The 18,526-nt window shown below is 71.9% G+C and carries 16 protein-coding genes; all 16 read right to left on the bottom strand.

The window, feature by feature from the left end:
• Window positions 1-280 precede the first annotated feature (280 nt).
• Window positions 281-1,348, bottom strand: coding sequence for a polyprenyl synthetase family protein (locus tag ABZU53_RS05700; protein ID WP_354854588.1), 1,068 nt, complete (start codon window positions 1,346-1,348; stop codon window positions 281-283).
• Window positions 1,345-2,760, bottom strand: a complete 1,416-nt coding sequence (locus ABZU53_RS05695; RefSeq protein ID WP_354854590.1) for a nucleotide pyrophosphatase/phosphodiesterase family protein — start codon at window positions 2,758-2,760, stop codon at window positions 1,345-1,347. Before ABZU53_RS05695 ends, ABZU53_RS05700 begins: the two co-directional genes overlap by 4 nt.
• A complete protein-coding gene (eboE, locus tag ABZU53_RS05690) occupies window positions 2,757-3,956 on the bottom strand; it encodes a metabolite traffic protein EboE (RefSeq protein ID WP_354854592.1) in 1,200 nt (399 codons plus the stop codon). The genes ABZU53_RS05695 and eboE overlap by 4 nt, the downstream gene beginning before the upstream one ends.
• Window positions 3,956-4,810, bottom strand: a complete 855-nt coding sequence (locus ABZU53_RS05685) for a TatD family hydrolase (RefSeq protein WP_355064081.1) — start codon at window positions 4,808-4,810, stop codon at window positions 3,956-3,958. Before ABZU53_RS05685 ends, eboE begins: the two co-directional genes overlap by 1 nt.
• Window positions 4,811-5,419, bottom strand: coding sequence for an EboA domain-containing protein (locus ABZU53_RS05680; RefSeq protein ID WP_355064079.1), 609 nt, complete (start codon window positions 5,417-5,419; stop codon window positions 4,811-4,813). It lies immediately after the preceding gene.
• Between the two features lie 65 nt (window positions 5,420-5,484).
• Window positions 5,485-6,513, bottom strand: coding sequence for a sugar phosphate isomerase/epimerase family protein (locus ABZU53_RS05675; protein ID WP_355064077.1), 1,029 nt, complete (start codon window positions 6,511-6,513; stop codon window positions 5,485-5,487).
• Complete coding sequence (locus ABZU53_RS05670; protein WP_355064075.1) at window positions 6,510-7,523, bottom strand: SCO3242 family prenyltransferase; 1,014 nt, start codon at window positions 7,521-7,523, stop codon at window positions 6,510-6,512. Before ABZU53_RS05670 ends, ABZU53_RS05675 begins: the two co-directional genes overlap by 4 nt.
• Window positions 7,507-8,673 carry an inositol-3-phosphate synthase gene (locus ABZU53_RS05665; protein WP_354854600.1) on the bottom strand — a complete coding sequence of 389 codons (1,167 nt, stop codon included), beginning with the start codon at window positions 8,671-8,673 and terminating at the stop codon, window positions 7,507-7,509. Before ABZU53_RS05665 ends, ABZU53_RS05670 begins: the two co-directional genes overlap by 17 nt.
• 505 nt (window positions 8,674-9,178) lie before the next feature.
• A complete protein-coding gene (locus ABZU53_RS05660) occupies window positions 9,179-10,405 on the bottom strand; it encodes a Gfo/Idh/MocA family oxidoreductase (protein WP_355064073.1) in 1,227 nt (408 codons plus the stop codon).
• A gap of 21 nt (window positions 10,406-10,426) precedes the next feature.
• Window positions 10,427-11,479 (bottom strand): substrate-binding domain-containing protein, encoded by a 1,053-nt coding sequence (locus ABZU53_RS05655; protein WP_354854604.1) that lies wholly within the window; start codon window positions 11,477-11,479, stop codon window positions 10,427-10,429.
• Window positions 11,480-11,574: 95 nt separating this feature from the next.
• Window positions 11,575-12,702, bottom strand: a complete 1,128-nt coding sequence (locus ABZU53_RS05650) for an ABC transporter permease (protein ID WP_354854606.1) — start codon at window positions 12,700-12,702, stop codon at window positions 11,575-11,577.
• Window positions 12,699-14,315, bottom strand: coding sequence for a sugar ABC transporter ATP-binding protein (locus tag ABZU53_RS05645; RefSeq protein ID WP_354854608.1), 1,617 nt, complete (start codon window positions 14,313-14,315; stop codon window positions 12,699-12,701). The genes ABZU53_RS05650 and ABZU53_RS05645 overlap by 4 nt, the downstream gene beginning before the upstream one ends.
• The gene (locus ABZU53_RS05640) at window positions 14,312-15,490 is read right to left on the bottom strand and encodes an ROK family protein (RefSeq protein ID WP_354854610.1); all 1,179 of its coding nucleotides are present in this window, start codon (window positions 15,488-15,490) and stop codon (window positions 14,312-14,314) included. The genes ABZU53_RS05645 and ABZU53_RS05640 overlap by 4 nt, the downstream gene beginning before the upstream one ends.
• 341 nt (window positions 15,491-15,831) lie before the next feature.
• Window positions 15,832-16,842: a YihY/virulence factor BrkB family protein gene (locus ABZU53_RS05635; RefSeq protein WP_354854612.1), complete on the bottom strand. Its 1,011-nt coding sequence runs from the start codon at window positions 16,840-16,842 to the stop codon at window positions 15,832-15,834.
• Between the two features lie 65 nt (window positions 16,843-16,907).
• A complete protein-coding gene (locus ABZU53_RS05630; protein WP_354854614.1) occupies window positions 16,908-17,717 on the bottom strand; it encodes an ABC transporter permease in 810 nt (269 codons plus the stop codon).
• Between the two features lie 9 nt (window positions 17,718-17,726).
• Window positions 17,727-18,518 carry an ABC transporter permease gene (locus ABZU53_RS05625; RefSeq protein ID WP_355064071.1) on the bottom strand — a complete coding sequence of 264 codons (792 nt, stop codon included), beginning with the start codon at window positions 18,516-18,518 and terminating at the stop codon, window positions 17,727-17,729.
• Window positions 18,519-18,526: the final 8 nt, after the last annotated feature.

Here is an 18,526-nt window from a genome sequence, read left to right as displayed (position 1 = left end):
CTGTGCTGTCCCTTCCTGACGAATGAAGCCAGGCCGGGCGCGCGCCGTCGCGCCGGATGCCGTAGCGGTGGTGGGGTCGATGGGTTACCGCGCCGCCGGTTCACCTCGACGAAACAATGTCGTGTTGGCCCCGACACTAAGTCGCGCATGTCGATGTGTCCATACCTTCCGACGATCCAGCATCAACTTTCGTCGATTTGATCGAAAGTTGCCGGGTTGGGACCCCAGAAAGGGCGTCGCGTGCCGCACCCGACGAGGGGCGGCACGCGACGCCGACACGTCACGACTGTCGACCGGTCACCTGACTGGCCAACCCCACCAACGCCGCCCGTACCGAATCCGGGAGCGGGATCGCCGCCAGCGCTCCCGTCGCCGCTTCCTTGCGGATCCTGATCATCTGTTCGATCCGGTCCCGCGCGCCGGTGGCCTCGATGATCTCGCGCAGCTCGACCGCGCCGTCCGCGTCCAACTTCGGGTTGCCGAACAGCTCACGCAGCCGCAGGGTCTGCGACCGGTCGGCGGCGCTGCGGGCCAGCGCCATCATCACCGTGGGCTTGCCCTCGCGCAGGTCGTCCAGGATCGACTTGCCGGTGACCGCCGGATCACCGAAGACGCCCAACACGTCGTCGCGGAGCTGGAACGCGTCACCCAACGGATCACCGAACTCGCCGAGAGCCGCGATCAGCTCCGGCCCCGCCCCGGCCAGCGCCGCGCCGATCTGCAACGGTCGGGTGACCGTGTACCGGGCAGCCTTCATCCGTATCACGGTGAGCGCGCTGGCCACCGAGCCGTCACCCACCCCGGAGACCAGGTCGAGGTACTCCCCCGCGATCACCTCGGTACGCATCAGCGCGAACACGGCGTAGCCCCGGTGCACCTGCTCGGTGTCCAGCCCGCACTCGTGGAACATCTGATCCGACCAGGCCGCGCAGAGGTCCCCGCAGAGCAGGGCGGTGTTGCGCCCGTACGCCTCGGGGTCGCCGCGCCACGACGAGCGGGCGTGCAGGTCGGCGAAGAGGCGGTGCACCGACGGTTCGCCCCGGCGGCGGTCGCTGCCGTCCAGGATGTCGTCGTGGATCAGCGCGAACGCGTGGAACAGCTCCAGCGCCGCCGCGGCCACCACGATCGGGCGGCCGTCGGCAGCCCCGGCAGCCCGCCAGCCCCAGTAGCAGAACAGCGGACGCAGCCGCTTTCCGCCGGCCAGCACGAACCGTTGCAGCGCGGTGAACACCCCGCGCGGCGCTCCGTCGGGCCAGTCCGGGCCCTGCCGGTCGAGGAAGGCGGCCAACTCCGCGTCGAAGCGCTCCCGCAGCCTGCTCGCGTCCGTCGGGGCGACGGTGGACGTCACGATCCCACCCCGGTCCGGCCACCGTCGCCGTTGGCCAACCCGGCCAACTCCAGCAGCAGCGCCTTCACCTCGGTGGCCGCGACCCGGTCCCGGGCAGCGGACGGGTCGGAGCAGAGCAGCACCGGGGCGTCCGCCGGGTCGCTGGGCAGCCGCCCGTGTGAGCCGCGTACCGCCTGGGCGCCGGCGTCCAGGCCGACGGCGCTCATCAGGTAGCGCATGCCGAGCTTCTTGCGGGCCAGCGCCACGCCTGCGCGCGCCTTCGCGGCACCGGGGTTGGCCGGGTCGAAGAACAGCTCGGCGGGGTCGTACCCCGGCTTGCGGTGGATCTCGACCAGCCGGGCGAAGTCCGGCGCGCGGGCGTCGTCGAGCCAGTAGTAGTAGGTGAACCAGGAGTCCGGCTCGGCCACCAGCACCAGCTCGCCGGCGCGCGGGTGGTCCAGCCCGTGCGCGGCCTTGCCCTCGGCGTCGAGCACCTCGGCCACCCCGGGTAGCCCGGCGCAGAGCTTCGCCACCGCCGGCACGTCGGCCGGGTCCTTGACGTAGACGTGCGCGACCTGGTGGTCGGCGACCGCGAACGCTTTCGACGTCCACGGGTCGAGGTACTCCATGCCGGCCTGGGTGTGCACCCGCAGCAGCCCCTCGGCACGCAGCAGCCGGTTGACGTCCACCGGCCGGGACACGTCGGTGATGCCGTACTCGGAGAGCACCACCACTGTCGCGTCGCGGGCCCGTGCGGCGTCCAGCAGCGGGCCGAGCACCGCGTCCAGCTCGGCCGCCGCGGCGGCGGCCTGGGCCGACGAGGGGCCGAAGCGTTGCAGGTCGTAGTCCAGGTGGGGGACGTAGACCAGGGTCAGGTCGGGTGACACGTCGGCCAGGATCTGCTCGGCGGCCTGGCAGATCCACCGCGACGACGGCAGCCCGGCGGTCGGCCCCCAGTAGGTGAACAGCGGGAAGGTGCCCAGCCGCCCGGTGAGCGCGTCGTGCAGCTCCGGCGGGTCGGTGTAGCAGTCCGGCTCCTTGCGGCCGTCGGCGTAGTACACCGGTCGCGGCGTGACGGTCCAGTTGACGTCCGCGCCCATGGCGTACCACCAGCAGACGTTGGCCACGGTGTAGCCCGGTTCGGCCCGACGGGCCGCCTGCCAGAGCTTGTCCCCGCCGACCAGCGCGTTGTGCTGCCGCCACAGCAACACCTCGCCCAGCTCCCGGAAGTACCACCCGTTGCCGACGATCCCGTGCCCGCTGGGCTGCTCGCCGGTGAGGAAGGTGGACTGCACCGAGCAGGTCACCGCGGGCAGCACGGTGCCCAGCTCGGCCCGGAAGCCGCCGTCGGCGACGCCGCGCAGCCGAGGCATGTGCGCCAGCAGGCGGGGGGTCAGCCCCACCACGTCGAGTACCACCAGTCGTCGGCTCATCGCGTCACTCCCGCGGTCACGGTGTGTTCCGGGGTCAGCCCGAGGCCGACCAGTTCGTCTCGGGCGAAGGCCAGCTCGGCGGCGATGCCGGCGGCCAGCTCCGCGTCGGTGCCCGGCCGCCGCGCGGCCGGCAGAACCCCCCAGGTGTACGTCTCGACGTCGAGGTGGTCGCACCCGGCGGTCGGCCCGCTGTAGAGCGCTCTCAGGGCGGCACGCAGGACGGGCAGGGTCGAGCCGAGCGGTTCCTCCGGTGGGGCGTGCAGCGGCACGTGGTAGTGCACCCGCCACGGGCCGGGCAGCTCCCGGTCCAACGCCTCGTCCAGGTCGTCGGCCGCGTACGCCGCGTCGGCCGGGTCGGCCAGACCGGCGCAGCCGGCGCTCCGGGTCTGGTGCAGGAAGCGCGGCTCCACCCAGCGGCGCAGCGCGTCCGCGCCGCCGGCCGGGTCGGCCGCCTCGACGGCGGCGGAGACCTGCACCTTCACCACGGGCAGTCCGGCCGCCCGCAGTCGTTCCAACGCCTCGGCCGGCTCCTCCCAGGCGCACGCCAGGTGGGCCAGGTCGAGGCAGACGCCCAACCGGTCGGTGTCGATGCCGTCCAACAGCGTGGCTGCCTGCCCGGTGCTCTCCACCACACAGCCGGGCTCCGGCTCGAAGGCGACCCGCACCTCGCGGCCGGTGTCGCGCTGCACCGCGGCGAGGCCGGCTGCGAGCTGGTCCAGCCGGCGTCGGGCGGCGTCGGCCCGCTCGGTGTCCCAGGGCCGCCGCCAGGCCAGCGGCAGGGTGGAGATCGAGCCCCGGGCGGCGTCGTCGGGCAGCAGGTCGGCGAGCACCCGGGCCAGATCCACTGTGTACGTCAGCCGCTGCTCGGTGGTCCAGTCCGGGTGGTACACGTCCTGCTTGACCACCGGCGCCTGGAAGGCCGCGTACGGGAAGCCGTTGAGGGTGACCACCTCCAGCCCGCGCGCGTCCAGCTCGGCGCGCAGCCGCAGACGCAGCGCCGGGTCGGCGGCCAGCTCGGCGGCGACCGGGGCGGCCAGCCACAGGCCGAGGCCGAGCAGGTCGCTGCCGAGCGCTTCCCGCACCGGCACGGCGTAGGTGTCCAGTTGACCGAGGATGCCGGCGAGGTCCTCGGCGGGGTGCACGTTGGTGCAGTAGCCGAGATGGACCGTGTCGCCGCCGGCATGTCGCAGCCGCATCAGCTGCCGCCGCGCAGGATCGAGTTGCCGGTCTGCGGGTCCACGGCGGTGACGTCGAGGTCGCTCAGGTCGAGCCGACCGGACTGGCCGTAGAACTCCACCGGGTTGCGCCACAGCACCCGGTCGACGTCGTCGTCGCTGAACCCGGCGAGCAGCATCGCCTCCGCGGTGGCCCGGGTCAGCAGCGGATCGGAGCGACCCCAGTCGGCGGCCGAGTTGACCAGCATCCGCTCCGTGCCGTACTCGCGCAGCAGATCGACCATCCGCTGCGGCGTCATCTTCGTGTCCGGGTAGATGGAGAAACCCAGCCAGCAGCCGCTGTCCCGGACGAGCTTGACGGTCACCTCGTTGAGGTGGTCGACGACCACGCGACCCGCGTCGATGCCGGATTCGGCGACCACGGCGAGGGTGCGCTCGCAGCCGCGCGCCTTGTCCCGGTGCGGGGTGTGCACCAGCGCCGGCAGGTCGTACGCCACGGCGAGGGCGAGCTGAGCGGCGAACGCCTCGTCCTCCTCCGGCGTCATCGAGTCGTACCCGATCTCGCCGACCGCCACGACCGCGTCCTTGTCCAGGTAGCGGGGCAGCAGGTCGAGCACCGGGCGGCAGCGCGGGTCGTTGGCCTCCTTGGGGTTGAGCGCGATCGTGGCGTGGTGCCGCACCCCGAACTGCCCGGCCCGGAAGGGCTCCCAGCCGATGAGCGAGTCGAAGTAGTCGATGAACGAGGCGGCGCTGGTACGCGGCTGGCCCAGCCAGAACGCCGGCTCCACCACCGCGCGCACCCCGGCGGCGGCCATCCGTTCGTAGTCGTCGGTGGTGCGTGAGGTCATGTGGATGTGGGGGTCGAAGATGCGCATTCACGCCTCCCGGGGCAGTGCGGCGGTGAGCCGGTCGAGCAGGTCGGTGGCGTCGGCGGGCATCTCCCGGCCGGCGGCGTGCCGCTCGGCGGTGAGCGCGGCCAGCATCGCGGCCAACTCCCCGTCGGCGCGGGTCTCCAGGTCGGCGACCACGGCCAACGGCACGCCGCTGAACACGCACTTGAGCACCGCCTGCCGCCAGGCGGCCGGGTCGAGGTGCCGGGCGTACGGGCCGAGGGCGGCGGCGATCAGCCGGGTGTCGTTGGTCCGGATCGCGTCGTGCAGCAGCGGCACCCCGGCGGCGCCGATCGGCAGCAGCGGCAGGGCCCGCAGCACGGCCCGCCGCTCGGCCGCGTCACCGTGCTGGTAGAGGCTCTCGGCGTACGAGGCGTGCTCGCCCGGCAGGACGGTGAGCAGCAGCACCCGGGCCGCGTCGTCGGCGGTCCAGCCGGGGGCGTCGGGCAACGCGGCCCGACCGCAACGCCGGCCGACGGCGGGAAAGAGCCGGGCGATCGCGGTGGGCTCGGCCGCGACCTGGCGCAGCGCCTCGTCCAGCCAATCGGGATCGGGTACGCCCCGCAGCGCGGCCCGTAGTGAATCCGGTGTCATCCCGTCTCCTCCCCTTGTGCTGCTGCGCCGCTCCGCGGGTGCCCGAGCGCGTCCTTTGCTCTGCTTCACTCCACGCGACGGTTGGTGTCCCGATCTGTTGCGTCCGTTGAAGCAGAGCAAAGGGCGTCGGCGGGTACCTCTTGTCGCCGGCGGTCACCGATTGTCGAAGTGGCCGCCGCGCGCAGGAAATCAATGGACCGGGCGGCCACGTCCGGTGCGGCGTGCGAGTCGCGGGGCAACTCGACGGCGACCAGCCCGCGGTAGCCGGCCTCGGCCAGGGCCGCCAGCACCGGCGGGAAGTCGATCTCACCGGTGCCGAACTCCAGGTGCTCGTGCACGCCCCGGCGCATGTCGTCGATCTGCACGTTGACCAGGTGGTCGGCCACCTCGGCGACACACTGCGGCACCGGCCACGGCTCCAGGCACCGGCAGTGGCCGATGTCGAGGGTGATGCCGAAGCGGGCCGGCGCGTCGAGCGCCGCGTGCAGTCGACGCCAGTCGGTGATGCTCTCGACAAGCATGCCCGGCTCCGGCTCGAAGCCGAGGGTGACGCCCGCGCTGTCGGCGGCGTCGATCACGCTGGCGCAGCCGGCGACGAGCCGGTCCCAGGCGCACTGCGGTGACACCGTCTCGGGCCGCACGCCGGCCCAGAACGAGACCGCCTCCGCCCCCAGGTCAGCGCCGATCCGCACCGCCCGGCGAAGGAACTCGATCCGCCGGGTGGGGTCGTCGTGCAGCAGCGTCGGTGCGTGCTTGTGCCACGGGTCGAGCAGGTAGCGGGCCCCGGTCTCGATCACCACCCCCAGACCGAGCGCGTCCAGCCGCCGGGCGACCGCAGCGATCCGGCGGGTGAGCCCGGGTGCGAACGGGTCCAGATGGTCGTGGTCCAGGGTGAGCGCCACGCCGTCGTAGCCGAGGTCGGCGAGGACGGCGAGCGCGTCGTCGAGCCGGTGGTTGGCGAAGCCGTTGGTGCCGTACCCGAGGCGCAGCGTCGTCGCGTCGCCGCTCGGCGGCACGACCGTCCCGTTGCCGGACTGCGCGGGTCGAGGCCGAGCGGTTCCGGACTGCGCGGGTCGGGGCCGGGGCACGGTCATGTCGGGGAGACCTTCCGGGCCAGCCGACGGCCCAGCGGCGCCGCCGCCGCGACGGCCAGCCCGAGCAGGCCGGCGCCGCCGCGTGCGGTGAGCGCTCCCTGCAGGGCGGGCAGGCCGGTGATCCCCGCGCCGACCGCCGCGCGGACCTTCCCGGCCGAGGGATCCCGGACGACCTGGGCCTGGGCCGCGCCGTAACGGGCGGCGTACCACCCGGCCAGCAGCGCGGGCAGCGCGACGGCGAACCCGGCCGACCGGGCCCGGCCCCCGCCCACGACGGCCCGCCCGTCGGCCCCGGCAGCTTCGGCGCCGGGGACGACAGCGGTACGGGTGCCAGGGACGGCAGCGCCACGGGTGCCAGGGACGGCAGCGCCACGAGCGGCGGGCACGACAGCGCGACGAGCGCCGGGGACGGCGATGGCGGCACTGGCGGCGACCAGGGCGGTGCCGGCCAGGGTCCGCATCGGCAGGGCCGCGTCCGTGCCGGTGACCTCGCGCCGGGACAGGGTGGTGACCGTCCAGGTGTGGGCCGCCACGGTCGCCGCCGAGGGGAGCGCCCGCCACAGGTGGCCGCCGGATGCGCCCAGCAGCACGTCCAGCCCTCGGCAGGCGGCCATCACGGCGGGGCCGGCGGCGGTGTTCTTGGCCAGCAGGTCGTACCCCCAGATGCTGGCGGCCAGCGGCACCGCGAGCGCGGCGGCGCGGCGACCGCCCACGGCGGCGGCCAGGCCCACGCCGGCGGCGGTGAGGCCGGCCGCGAGGCCCAGCGCGGCAGTCGGGGTGACGCGGCCGCTGGGGATCGGCCGCTCGGGGCGTTCGACGGCGTCCAGCTCCCGGTCGGCCCAGTCGTTGGCGGCCATGCCGGCCCAGTAGAGCAGCACCGACGCGCCGGCGAGGGCGGGGGTACGCGGGCTCAACGCGCCGGCGGCCGCCGCGCCGGCGACCACGTCACCGGGGACCGAGAGCGCGGCCGGCGCCCGGACCAGCTCGGCCACGTCAGCCAGCGTGGTCATGGCCACCGTCCAGGCCGGCGTGCAACCGCTGGGTGAAGTCGGTCAGCCGGGCCCACTGCTCGGCCAGCGAGTGGGTGGGCGAGCCGAGCGGGTCCTTGAAGAAGAAGCCCAGGTCGGCCAACGGCCCCACGTGCCCGGCGGCGTGCGCGGCGGCGGTGAGCCGGGCGAGGTCGAGCACCAGCGGCGCGGCCAGCGCGGAGTCGCAGCCGTGCCAGGTGAACTCCATCCGCATCCCGGTGCCGAGGAAGCCGGCGAACGTGATCAGATCCCAGGCGGTCTTGAAGTCGCCCAACTCCTCGACGTACTCGATGCGGGTGTTGCCCTGCGGGACGTAGCCCAGCGTCTCGCCGAGCACGCGCTGCTTGCTCTGCACCTTGGCCGCGTTGGCGGCCGGGTCGGCGAGGGTGGCGCCGTCGCCGCCGCCGAGCAGGTTCATCCCGGACCAGGAGCGCACGGCGAGGTTGCGCATCGCGAACATCGGCGCGAGCACCGACTTGACCAGGGTCTCACCGGTCTTGCCGTCGTGCCCGGCGTACGGCAGGCGCCGCTCTTCGGCCAGCGCGGCCAGCGCCGGCAGCCGCAGCCCGGTGGACGGGGTGAAGTCGACGTACGGGCAGTCGGCCAGCAGCGCCGCGTACGCGTACAGGGAGCTGGGCGGCAGCACCTCGTCCGGGCCGGCGAGCGCGGCACGCAGCGCGGCCGGGTCGGCGTGCCCGGGGTGCGGTCGAGGTGCGGGTTCGGTGGCCGAGACGTTGACCACGACCACGCGGTCCAGCCGGTTGCGCGCACGGAAGGAGGTGAGGTCACCCACGACGGTCGCGACCCGGTCGGCCTGGGTGCCGCCGAGCGGGGCCGGACGCAGTTCCTGCTCGACGGCGGCCAGCTCGTCGGGGAGCGCGGCGACCAGCCGACCGGGTATCACACCGGTGTCGGCGAGGGCCTCCGCGCGCTTGCTCAATGGGGTGGTGGCCACATCGTGCCCACCGAAGACCAGGTCCGCGAAGGACGGGAGGGCGGGACCGCGCAGATCCGGCAACTCGGTGACGCAGCCGGTCGGCCCGGCCAGGCCGGCCCGCAGCGCGAGCCCTCCGACGATGCTGGTGGTCGCGACCGAACCGCGTGCTCCTACCAGCCAGACACCCGTTCGCATGGTGCTCCTTCCCGTCCAGGAGGAACCGTCGGTGTACTTAAATATAGGAATATCAGAATATTTTTCGAAAAGCTACGGCCTTGGCGGATGGGCCCCGCCCGCCCGACCCGTACCGGAACGACACCGGATCCGGCGTCGGCGTCGGCGGCGACGACGACGGACCGGTTTCCGGTACGGGTGCGGGCAGACGGGGCTGGCAGGCAGGGTCGGTCGGCGTCTCGACCCTGCCTCCCCCGCATCCGGCCGGCCGGGGCGTTGGCGTGCCCCGACCGGACGTCTCAGGTGGTGGCGGTCCTCCGGTGCGGCCGGGGAATCCCGGTCCGGTCGCACCGGACGACCGTCCTGCTCGTGCGCCACCGGGCCACACGGCCCGGCTGCACACTCTCCGGAGCCGACCTCGTCCCGACCGCGGGGCGCAAACCGCGGTCGGTCCCTCGCCGGTCGGCTCCGGAAAGCCGGTCGGGCGACGGCGGCGCGAACACCGCCGTCGCGGATGGTCAGGGGGTCAGACGGCCACCGCGGTCAGCGCCGGTTCCACGTCGGTCCAGGACGAACCGACGTCCGCCGAACGGGTCACCGCGTCCAGCACGAGCTGGACCTGCAACGCGTCGGCGAAGGAGGGCGCCGGGTCGGTGCCGGTGGCGATCGCCTCGATGAGATCGCGCATCTGATGGGTGAAGGAGTGCTCGTAGCCGATGATGTGGCCGGGCGGCCACCACGCCGACATGTACGGGTGGTCGCTCTCGGTCACCAGGATCCGGCTGAAGCCCTGTTCCAGGGTAGGCCGGGTGGCGTCGTAGAACTCCAACTCGTTGAGGCGCTCCAGGTCGAAGACCACGCTGCCCAGCGAGCCGTTGATCTCGACTCGGAGGGCGTTCTTGCGGCCCGTGGCGAAACGGCTCGCCTCGTACGTCGCCAGGGCGCCGCCGTCGAGCCGGGCCACGAAGATCGCGGCGTCGTCGACGGTGACCGGCCCGGTGGCCGAGCCGTTGCCGTCGACCGATCCGTTGCCGTCCACCGTGGCCGCCAACCCGCTCGACCCGGCCGGCAACGGCCGCTCCTTCACGAACGTCTCGGTGATCGCGCTGACGCCGGTGATCCGCTGACCGACGACGAACTGCGTCAGGTCGATGATGTGCGCACCGATGTCACCGAGCGCGCCGGAGCCCGCCCTGTCCTTCTGCAACCGCCAGACCAGCGGGAACTGCGGGTCCACGATCCAGTCCTGCAGGTACGTCGCTCGGACGTGCCGGATCACCCCGAGTCGTCCGTCGGCGACCATCTGGCGCATCATCGTGACCGCGGGGACCCGGCGGTAGTTGAACCCGCACATCGATCGCACCCCGGCGGCGCGGGCGGTGTCCGCCGCGGCGGTCATCGCCCGTGCCTCCGCCACTGTGTTGGCCAGCGGCTTCTCGCACAGGACGTGCTTGCCGGCGGCCAGTGCGGCGAGGGCGATCTCGGCGTGACTGTCGCCGGGTGTGCAGATATCGACCACGTCGATGTCGGCGGAGTTGATCACGTCACGCCAGTCCGTCGTGTACGCGTCCCAGCCGAGCCGGTCGGCGGCCTCGGCCACCTTCGGTGTGTCGCGGCCGCAGATCAGCGCCATCCTGGCCCGTGCCGGCAGGTCGTACACGCGGTTCACGGTGCGCCACGCCTGCGAGTGCGCGGCGCCCATGAACGCGTAACCGACCATGCCGATCCGCAGTTCTCTGTCTGTCGTGGACAAGGTGGGTCTCCCCCCGGTATGTCAGAACCCGAGCTTGTCGTAGCTGCTCGCGTTCTCCTTGGTGATCGTCTCGGAGGCGAGGGTCATTTCCTTGGGCACCTGCAGCTCCGTCAGGTCGCCCAGGCCCCGACCCTGCGCGATGAGCCGCGCCAGCGAGATCGCCGAGGACGCCATCGACGGGTTGTAGGTCACCGTCGCCTTCAGCACCGAGTTATCGGCCTTGATCGCGTCGATCGCGAGCTTGGAGCCGGCACCGCCAACCATGAAGAACTCCGACCGGTTGGCCTGCTTGATGGCCGCGAGCACACCGATGCCCTGGTCGTCGTCGTGGTTCCAGATCGCGTCGATCTTCGGCAACGCCTGGAGGAGCTGGGCCGCCTCGCGCTGGCCGCTGTCCGGGGTGAACTCGGCCGAACGACGGTTGGTGACCTTGAACCCGTACGTCGCCAGGGCCGCCTTGAAGCCCTCGCTGCGCTCGACGGTCAGCGGGATCTCCAGACCGGCGATCTCACCGATGACCGGGTTGGTGACGCCCTTGTCCTTGAGCTGCTTGCCGATGAAGTGCCCGGCCGAGACGCCCATGCCGTAGTTGTCACCCTTGATCACCAGCCGGGAGGCCAGCGCGTCGGGGAACGCCCGGTCGAGGTTGACGATCGGGATGCCGGCCTGCATGGCCTGGAGGGCAACGGCGTTGACCTCCTTGCCGTCGTGCGGCAGCACGACGATGATGTCCGGCTTCTGGGCGATCAGGGTGCCGAGCGTGGAGCGCTGGGCCTCCGAGTTCGACCCGCCGTCGACCTCCTTGAACTCCACGTCCGAGTACGCCGCGGCCTGGGCCTTGGCGTTGGCGTGGATGGCGCCCATCCAGCCGTGGTCGGCCGCCGGGGCGGAGAAGCCGATGACGACCTTCTTGCCCGGGGCGTTGTTGCCCTCGGCGTTGCCGGCGGCCTTGGTCTGGGTGCTGGCGGCCGGTGTCTCGTTGCTGGTGCAGGCGGTCAAGAGGGTGGCGGCGCCGACCGCGGCTCCACCGAAGAGCAACCGGCGGCGCGACAGGTCGCGACTGTGCTGGGTCATGAACGACCTCCTGGGAGCGTTTTTTAGGGATGAGGGTGTGCGAGGCCCGGCCACTGTCGAAGATCTCGACGTCGCCTGGACAACGGTGCGGTGCGTCAGGTTGCGGTGGTGACCCTGTTCCGCGCGAGGAGCCGAGTGACGGACTTGAACTGGAACTGCTGGATCAAGACGGCGGCGACGATGATGCCGCCCTTGACCATGTTCTGCGCCTCGATGGAGAGGCCGTTGATGGCGAAGAGGTTCGTGATCGTGGCGAAGATGATGACGCCCAGCAGCGAGCCGACGATCGTGCCGCGCCCCCCGCTCAGCAGCGTCCCGCCGATGATCGCCGCGGCGATCGCGTCCAGCTCGTACAGGTTGGCCATCGCCGCCTGCGCCGAGGTGGCCTGCGAGGTGAGCATGATGGCGGCGATGCCGCAGCACAGACCGGAGAGCGCGTAGAGCAGCATGGTGTGCCGGCGCACGTTGATGCCGGCCAGCCGGGCCGCCTCCGGGTTACCGCCCACGGCGACCGTCCGCCGGCCGAAGGTCGTCCGGTTGAGCAGGACCCACCCGGCCACCACCACCGCGCCGAGGATGTAGACGAGGATCGGGATGCCGATCACCTTGCGGGCCGCGATGTCGTTGATGAACGTGCTGCTCGACACCTGCGTCTGCTTGTTGGAGATCGACGCCGCCAGGCCGCGCGCGGCCACCAGCATCGCGAGGGTCGCGATGAAGGGCACCAACCTGCCGTACGAGATGAGGACGCCGTTGACCAGGCCGACGCAGATGCCGACCACGAGGGCCGCGAAGATCATGCCGCCGGCGCCGTAGCTCTGGGTGGCCACCGTGGTGCACCAGACCCCGGCCAGCGCGACGATCGCTCCGACCGACAGGTCGATGCCACCGCCGATGATCACGAAGGTCATGCCGACCGTGACCACGCCGACGACCGAGGCGAGCTGGAGGATCGCCAGCACGTTGTTCCAGACCCAGGTGGGGTCGCCGTACAGCTCGGGCTTGGTGACCGCACCGACCACGATGAGCGCGGCCAGCACGCCGATCAGACCGAGGTTGCGCTTCGCGCCGTCGCCGCCGTCGCCCCGCCACCAGGAGAGCTTGCCGGTGGATGCGGCCTTGTCGCTGGTCACCGCCGTCTCCGCGGGGTCCACCGGCGGCGACTGCGCCGGAAGCTGTGGGCGTTCCGGTGTCGCGGTGGGTGTGGGAGTCGCGTCGCTCATGCCGGTGCGCCTTCCATCAAGGACCCCGCCATCACGAGGTCAAGCACAGTGTTCTCGTCGAGTTCGCCGGCCGCGGCTTCGCGGACGACCCGGCCCTCCCGCATCACCAGCACCCGGTCGGCGAGGCCCAGCACCTCGGGTACCTCGCTGGAGACCAGCAGCACGCCGACGCCCTGCGCGGCCAGTGATCGGATGACCTGGTACAGCTCGGCCCGGGCGCCCACGTCCACGCCCCGGGTGGGCTCGTCGAGGAGCAGCAGCTTGGTGCCGCCGAGCAACCATCGGCCGACCACCACCTTCTGCTGGTTGCCGCCGGACAGGGTGCGTACCGGCCGGTCGACGTCCCGGGGCCGCAGTTCCAGGGTCTCGGCGATCCGGTCCGCCTCGGCGCGTTCCGCCGCCGCGTTGGTGAAGCCGAGCCGCGCGTACCGGCCGAAGGTGGCGAGTGTGACGTTGCGGTAGATCGGCTCGCCGAGCAGCAGCGCCTGGCTCTTGCGCTCCTCCGGGGCCATGCCCATGCCGGCCCGCACCGCCGCACCGACGCCGGGGCGCAGCACCTTGCCGTCCATCCGCACCGTGCCAGCCTCCGCCAGCCGGGCGCCGTAGATCGTCTCCAGCAGCTCGGACCGGCCGGAGCCGACCAGGCCGGCGATGCCGACGATCTCCCCGGCCCGCACGTTCAGCGAGACGTCGGCGAACTCGCCGGTGCGGGTCAACCCGTCCACCTGGAGCAGGTCGGCGCCGGCGGTGTCGTCGGCCGGCCGGTCCGGGAAGACGTACTCGATGGTCCGGCCGGTCATCCGGCTGACCAGGTCGCGGGTCGGGGTGTCGCGTGCCGGCAGGTTCGCCGCCGTGGTCCGGCCGTCCTTGAGTACGGTGACCCGGTCGCCGATCTCGCGGATCTCCTCCAGACGGTGGGAGATGTAGATGACGGCGATGCCCTGCGCGGCCAGCTCGCGGATGATCCGGAACAGGTTGCCGACCTCGTCGTGCGCCAGCACCGCGCTCGGCTCGTCCATGATGATCAGTCGCGCCTCGTGCGACAGCGCCCGGGCCATGCTGACGATCTGCTTGCCGGCCGCCGGCAGGGAGCGGACCATCCGCCCGGGCGGGATCTCGCCGTGACCCAGCCGGCTGAGGATCTGCCGGGTGTGCCGGGCCATCCGGCCGCGCCGGACGAAGCCGAGGCTGCGGTACTCGTGCCCGAGGAACGCGTTCTCCGCGACCGAGAGGTCTTCGACGAGGTCGAGTTCCTGGTAGATGGTGGCGATGCCGGCCTTCATGGCGGCCTGCGGGTTGGCGAAGGTGACCGGTTCGCCGCGCCACTGGACGAGCCCGGAATCCGGTTGGTGCACTCCGGCCAGCACCTTGATGAGGGTGGACTTGCCGGCGCCGTTCTGCCCCAGCAGGCAGTGCACCTCTCCGGCGCGTACCTCGAGCTGCACACCGTCAAGGGCGCGTACGCCGGGGAAGGTCTTGACCACGTCGGTGAGGCGCAGGACCACCTCGCCCGCGACGGTGTCGGGCGGAGCTTCGACCAGCGGCGCGTCGGCGTCGGCCGACCCGGTGGTGGCGGTCTCGTCGGACAGGGCCACGGTCTCCTCCTCGCTCATGATGCTTCCCCGAAGGCGACGTCGCTGGCGAGCACGGCCGCGCCGGCGACGCCGGCCCGACCACCCAGCTCGGACAGCACGACGGGCAGGTTGCCGGTGGCCAGCGGCAGCGACCGGCGGTAGACCACGCTGCGGATCTCGGCGAGCAGGATGTGCCCGAGTTGGGCCAGCCCACCGCCGATCACGATCATCGACGGGTTGGTGAAGCTCACCAGACCGGCGAGGACTCCGCCGACCCGTCGCCCGCCGTCGCGGATCAGCTGGATACAGGTCACGTCGCCCTCGACCGCGCCCTCGGCGACGTCCAGAGCGGTCACCACGCCGCGCAGGCCCAGCCGCTCGGCCAGTGCCGGCGACGCCCCGCTGCGGGCGGCGGCGGTCGCCTCTTTGGCCAGCGCGGCACCACTGAACAGCGCCTCCAGACATCCGACGTTCCCGCACGAGCACATCGGCCCGTGCGAGTCGACCTGGATGTGGCCGATGTCCCCGGCGCAGCCGTCGGTGCCGCGGTAGACGTCGCCGGTCAGGTAGATGCCGCAGCCGATACCGGTGCCGATCTTCACGAAGAGGAAGTCGTCCACCGAGTGGGCGACCCCGCCGTGCCGCTCACCGATCGCCATGATGTTGACGTCGTTGTCGACCACCGCCGGGCAGCCGTGCTCCCGGCTGAGCAGCTCGCGGACCGGAAACCGATCCCAGCCCGGCATGATCGGCGGCGAGACCGGGACGCCGTCGCGGAAGCTGACCGGGCCGGGCACACCGATGCCGACCGCGTCCAACCGCTCGTACGCGCCGTCGACCCGGGCCTTGTGCAGCAGCTCGTTGACCCGTTGCAGGGTCACTTTCGGTCCATTGCGGATGTCGGCCGGCTCGGCGTAGTGGGCCACCGGTTCGAGTCGACCGTTGACCACCTCGACGTCCATCGAGCTGGCGCCCAGGTCGACGGCCGCGAAGCGCAGTTTCGGGTTCAGCTCGACCAGGGTGGAGCGACGCCCGCCCCGGGAGGCGGCGAGCCCGGCCTCGGCGACGTAACCCAGGGCGACCAGCCGGTCCAGCTCGGCCAACAGGCGCGGGCGGGGCATCTGGAGGCGGTCGCCCAGCTCGGCGCGGGACACGGCTCCCTCGTCGCGGAGCAACCGCAACAGTCGGACGTGCAGGGGCTCGACGGTCCGCACCGGGGAGTTCACCTCTTCATCGAACTCGTTCACATCGACGCAACGCCGAGGTGTTGTGTCCGACACAGTAGGAGCGTTCCGCACCGCCTGTCCAGAGCTTCGACCGTTCCGGTGGCAACTTTTGTCCGTAAGAGCAAAAGCTAATAGTGGATCAAGAAAAGGGCCTGCGGAAACGAACCGGGGGGCGGGAGCGCCTCGCGCTCCCGCCCCCCGGGCGGTGATGGACGTCACACATCTGGTCGAGGCGTGCTGGGACGATGCCGGGCCATGGGCCGCCCGCAAGCAGGTGCAGAACCAGGTCGGGGCGCTGCGGCTGCGGGAGCGGCCGCTGTGCGATCAGGTCAGCGCTTGGCAGCCGAATTCCGCTTCTTCCTGAGCTTGCGGTCGTCGCGCAGTTCGAGGTACGGCTCGTCGTCGACGGCGTGGCCGGCCGAGATGGCCCGGCCGCGCTCCAACTCCGCGTCGAACTCGGCGCCCAACAGGATCGCGATGTTGCTCAGCCAGAGCCAGACCAAAAAGATGATCACGCCGGCCAGCGCACCGTACGTCTTGTTGTACGAGCCGAAGTTGCTCACGTAGAAGGCGAAGAGACCGGAGATCACCAGCCAGATCACCACGGCGAGCACCCCACCCGGGCTGACCCAGCGGAACCCGCCGTGCCGGGCGTTCGGCGAGGCCCAGTAGAGGATCGCGAACATCAGGCTGACCAGGAGCAGCAGCACCGGCCACTTGGCGACGTCCCAGACCGTGACGGCCGTCGAGCCGAGGCCGACCACGTCCCCGACCACCTCGGCGAGCCGGCCGGTGAAGACCACGATCACCGCGCAGGCCAGCAGGAGCACGCCGATCACCGCCGTCACGCCGACCCGGATCGGCAGCGTCTTCCAGATCGGCCGGCCCTCCGGCACGTCGTAGATCGTGTTCGAGGCGCGCATGAACGCGGCGACGTAGCCCGACGCGGACCAGAACGCCGCCAGCAGACCGATGATCGCCGCGACGCTGGCCAGGCCTCCGCTGTCCCGCGCCTGGTTGATCGCATCCTCGATGATCTTCTGGATGCTCTCGTTGGGCACCGCCTGGTTGACCGTTTCCTTGACGCCCTCGGTGGCGCTGGTGCCCAGCAGGCCGAGGATGGAGATCAGCACCAGCACGCCCGGGAAGATGGACAGCACCCCGTAGTAGGTCAGCGCCGCCGCCCAGTCGGTCAGGCTGTCGTCCTGGAACTCGGTGACCGTGCGGCGCAGCGCAGCCTTCCAGCCGCTGCCGGGCAGATCGGTGGGGCTGTCCGGCCCAGCGTCGGGCCCGACCGGCCCGCTGCGCTCACGGTGGGCGGACGTCTCGTCGGAGGCCATCGCCCCTCCTCTTGGTCGGCGGTGTCGCCCCCAGGACATGCCCCGCGAACAGCGGCTGATAACCCCTACGGGTAGAGCAACCTGCCCATCCGGCGCGACGCCACCAGCAGGCCGACCGCCAGCATCGCCAGCAGGTAGAGCACGTCGAGCAGCCAGAGCCAACCCCCGGTGCCGAGCGCGACGCCACGGATCAGGTGCACGGCCCGGTACAGCGGGGTGACCTCGACCAGCCAGTGCAGCAGGGTCGGGTACGCCTGCGCCGGCACGAAGGTGCCGGAGAAGAGGAACAGGGTGAACTGCGCGGACGCCACCAGGTCGAAATCCTGCCAGCTGCGCATGAAGGTGGAGATCGCCATGCCGAGCGCCCCGAACGCGAACCCGACCAGCACCGCGGCGGGCAGCGCGGTGAGCGCGTGGACGACGCTGGTCAGATCCAACGCGACCATCACCCCGAGGAACGCGGCCGAGTAGGCGCTGCCTCGCAACATCGCCCAACTCAGCTCACCGAGGGCGATCTCGAACGGCCGTACGGGGGTGGCGATCATCCCGTCGTACAGCTTCATGTACTTCATCTTGCCGAAGAAGTTGAATGTGGTCTCGGCAAGCGCCCCGGTCATCGCGGACGCGGCCAGCATCGCCGGCGCGACGAACGCGGCGTACGACACCAGCCGCCCGTCGGGCAGCGGCAGGTCACCGACCAGCGACCCGACGCCCACGCCGATGGAGAGCAGGTAGAGCAGCGGCTCCACGAAGCCGGAGAGCAGCAGCAGCCAGTAGACCGACTTCAGCGCGGCGAGATTGCGCTCGATGACCGACCCCGACCGCCGGGACGCGGCGGAGACGTCGACCAGCCGGGGCAGGACCAGCGTGACCACGAGATCTCCCTAGACGACGAGCTTGCGGCGGAAGGCGCGCAGCGCCAGCAGCCAACCGACGGCCGCCCACGCAGCCAGGTAGAGCAGGTGCCCGCCGATCGACCACTGCGGGGCGACACCGAGCGTCGCCGCACGACAGAGGTCGACGGCGTGCCACAGCGGAGTCGCGTACGCCAGCCAGCGCAGCGCCTCCGGCAACGACTCGACCGGGAAGAACACGCCGGCGAACAGCGTCATCGGGATGACCGCGAACCGGAACAGCATCGCCAGCCAACTGTCGCTGGACACCACCGCGGCGTACGCGAACGTCGGCGTGGCCCCGGCCAGCCCGAGCAGCGCCACCACCGGCAGGGTGGCCACCGCCCACGGCGACCGCAACGCCCCGAACAACCCGGTGACCAGCAGGAAGGCCGCGATCGTCGTGAGCACCCGGAACAGCACGAAGGCCAGGTGCCCGGCCAGGATGTCGCCCACCCGTAGCGGCGACGCCGTCTGCGCGAAGTAGATCTTGACCCACTGGAAGTTGCTGAACACCGGCCACGTCGAGTCGCCCACGGTCACCTGGAGCGCCGTCGAGGCGAACAGCCCGGGGACCAGCCAGTCGAGGTAGCGCACCCCGTCGACGCCTTGGTCGATGTACGCGCCGACGCCCAGCCCGAAGCCGAGCACGGTCAGCACCGGCAGCAGGAACGACGAGAACACCCCCGCCCGCCAGGTGCGACGAAGATTCACCAGGTAGTGCTCGAACACCGCGTACGCCGGCACCCAGGGCAACCGCGTCCGCTGCGCCACACTCACCATGACCACCC

The sequence above is a fragment of the Micromonospora sp. NPDC005194 genome, from assembly GCF_040608335.1.
Taxonomy (GTDB): Bacteria; Actinomycetota; Actinomycetes; order Mycobacteriales; family Micromonosporaceae; genus Micromonospora.
This window is presented reverse-complemented; position numbering and strand designations above follow the sequence as displayed.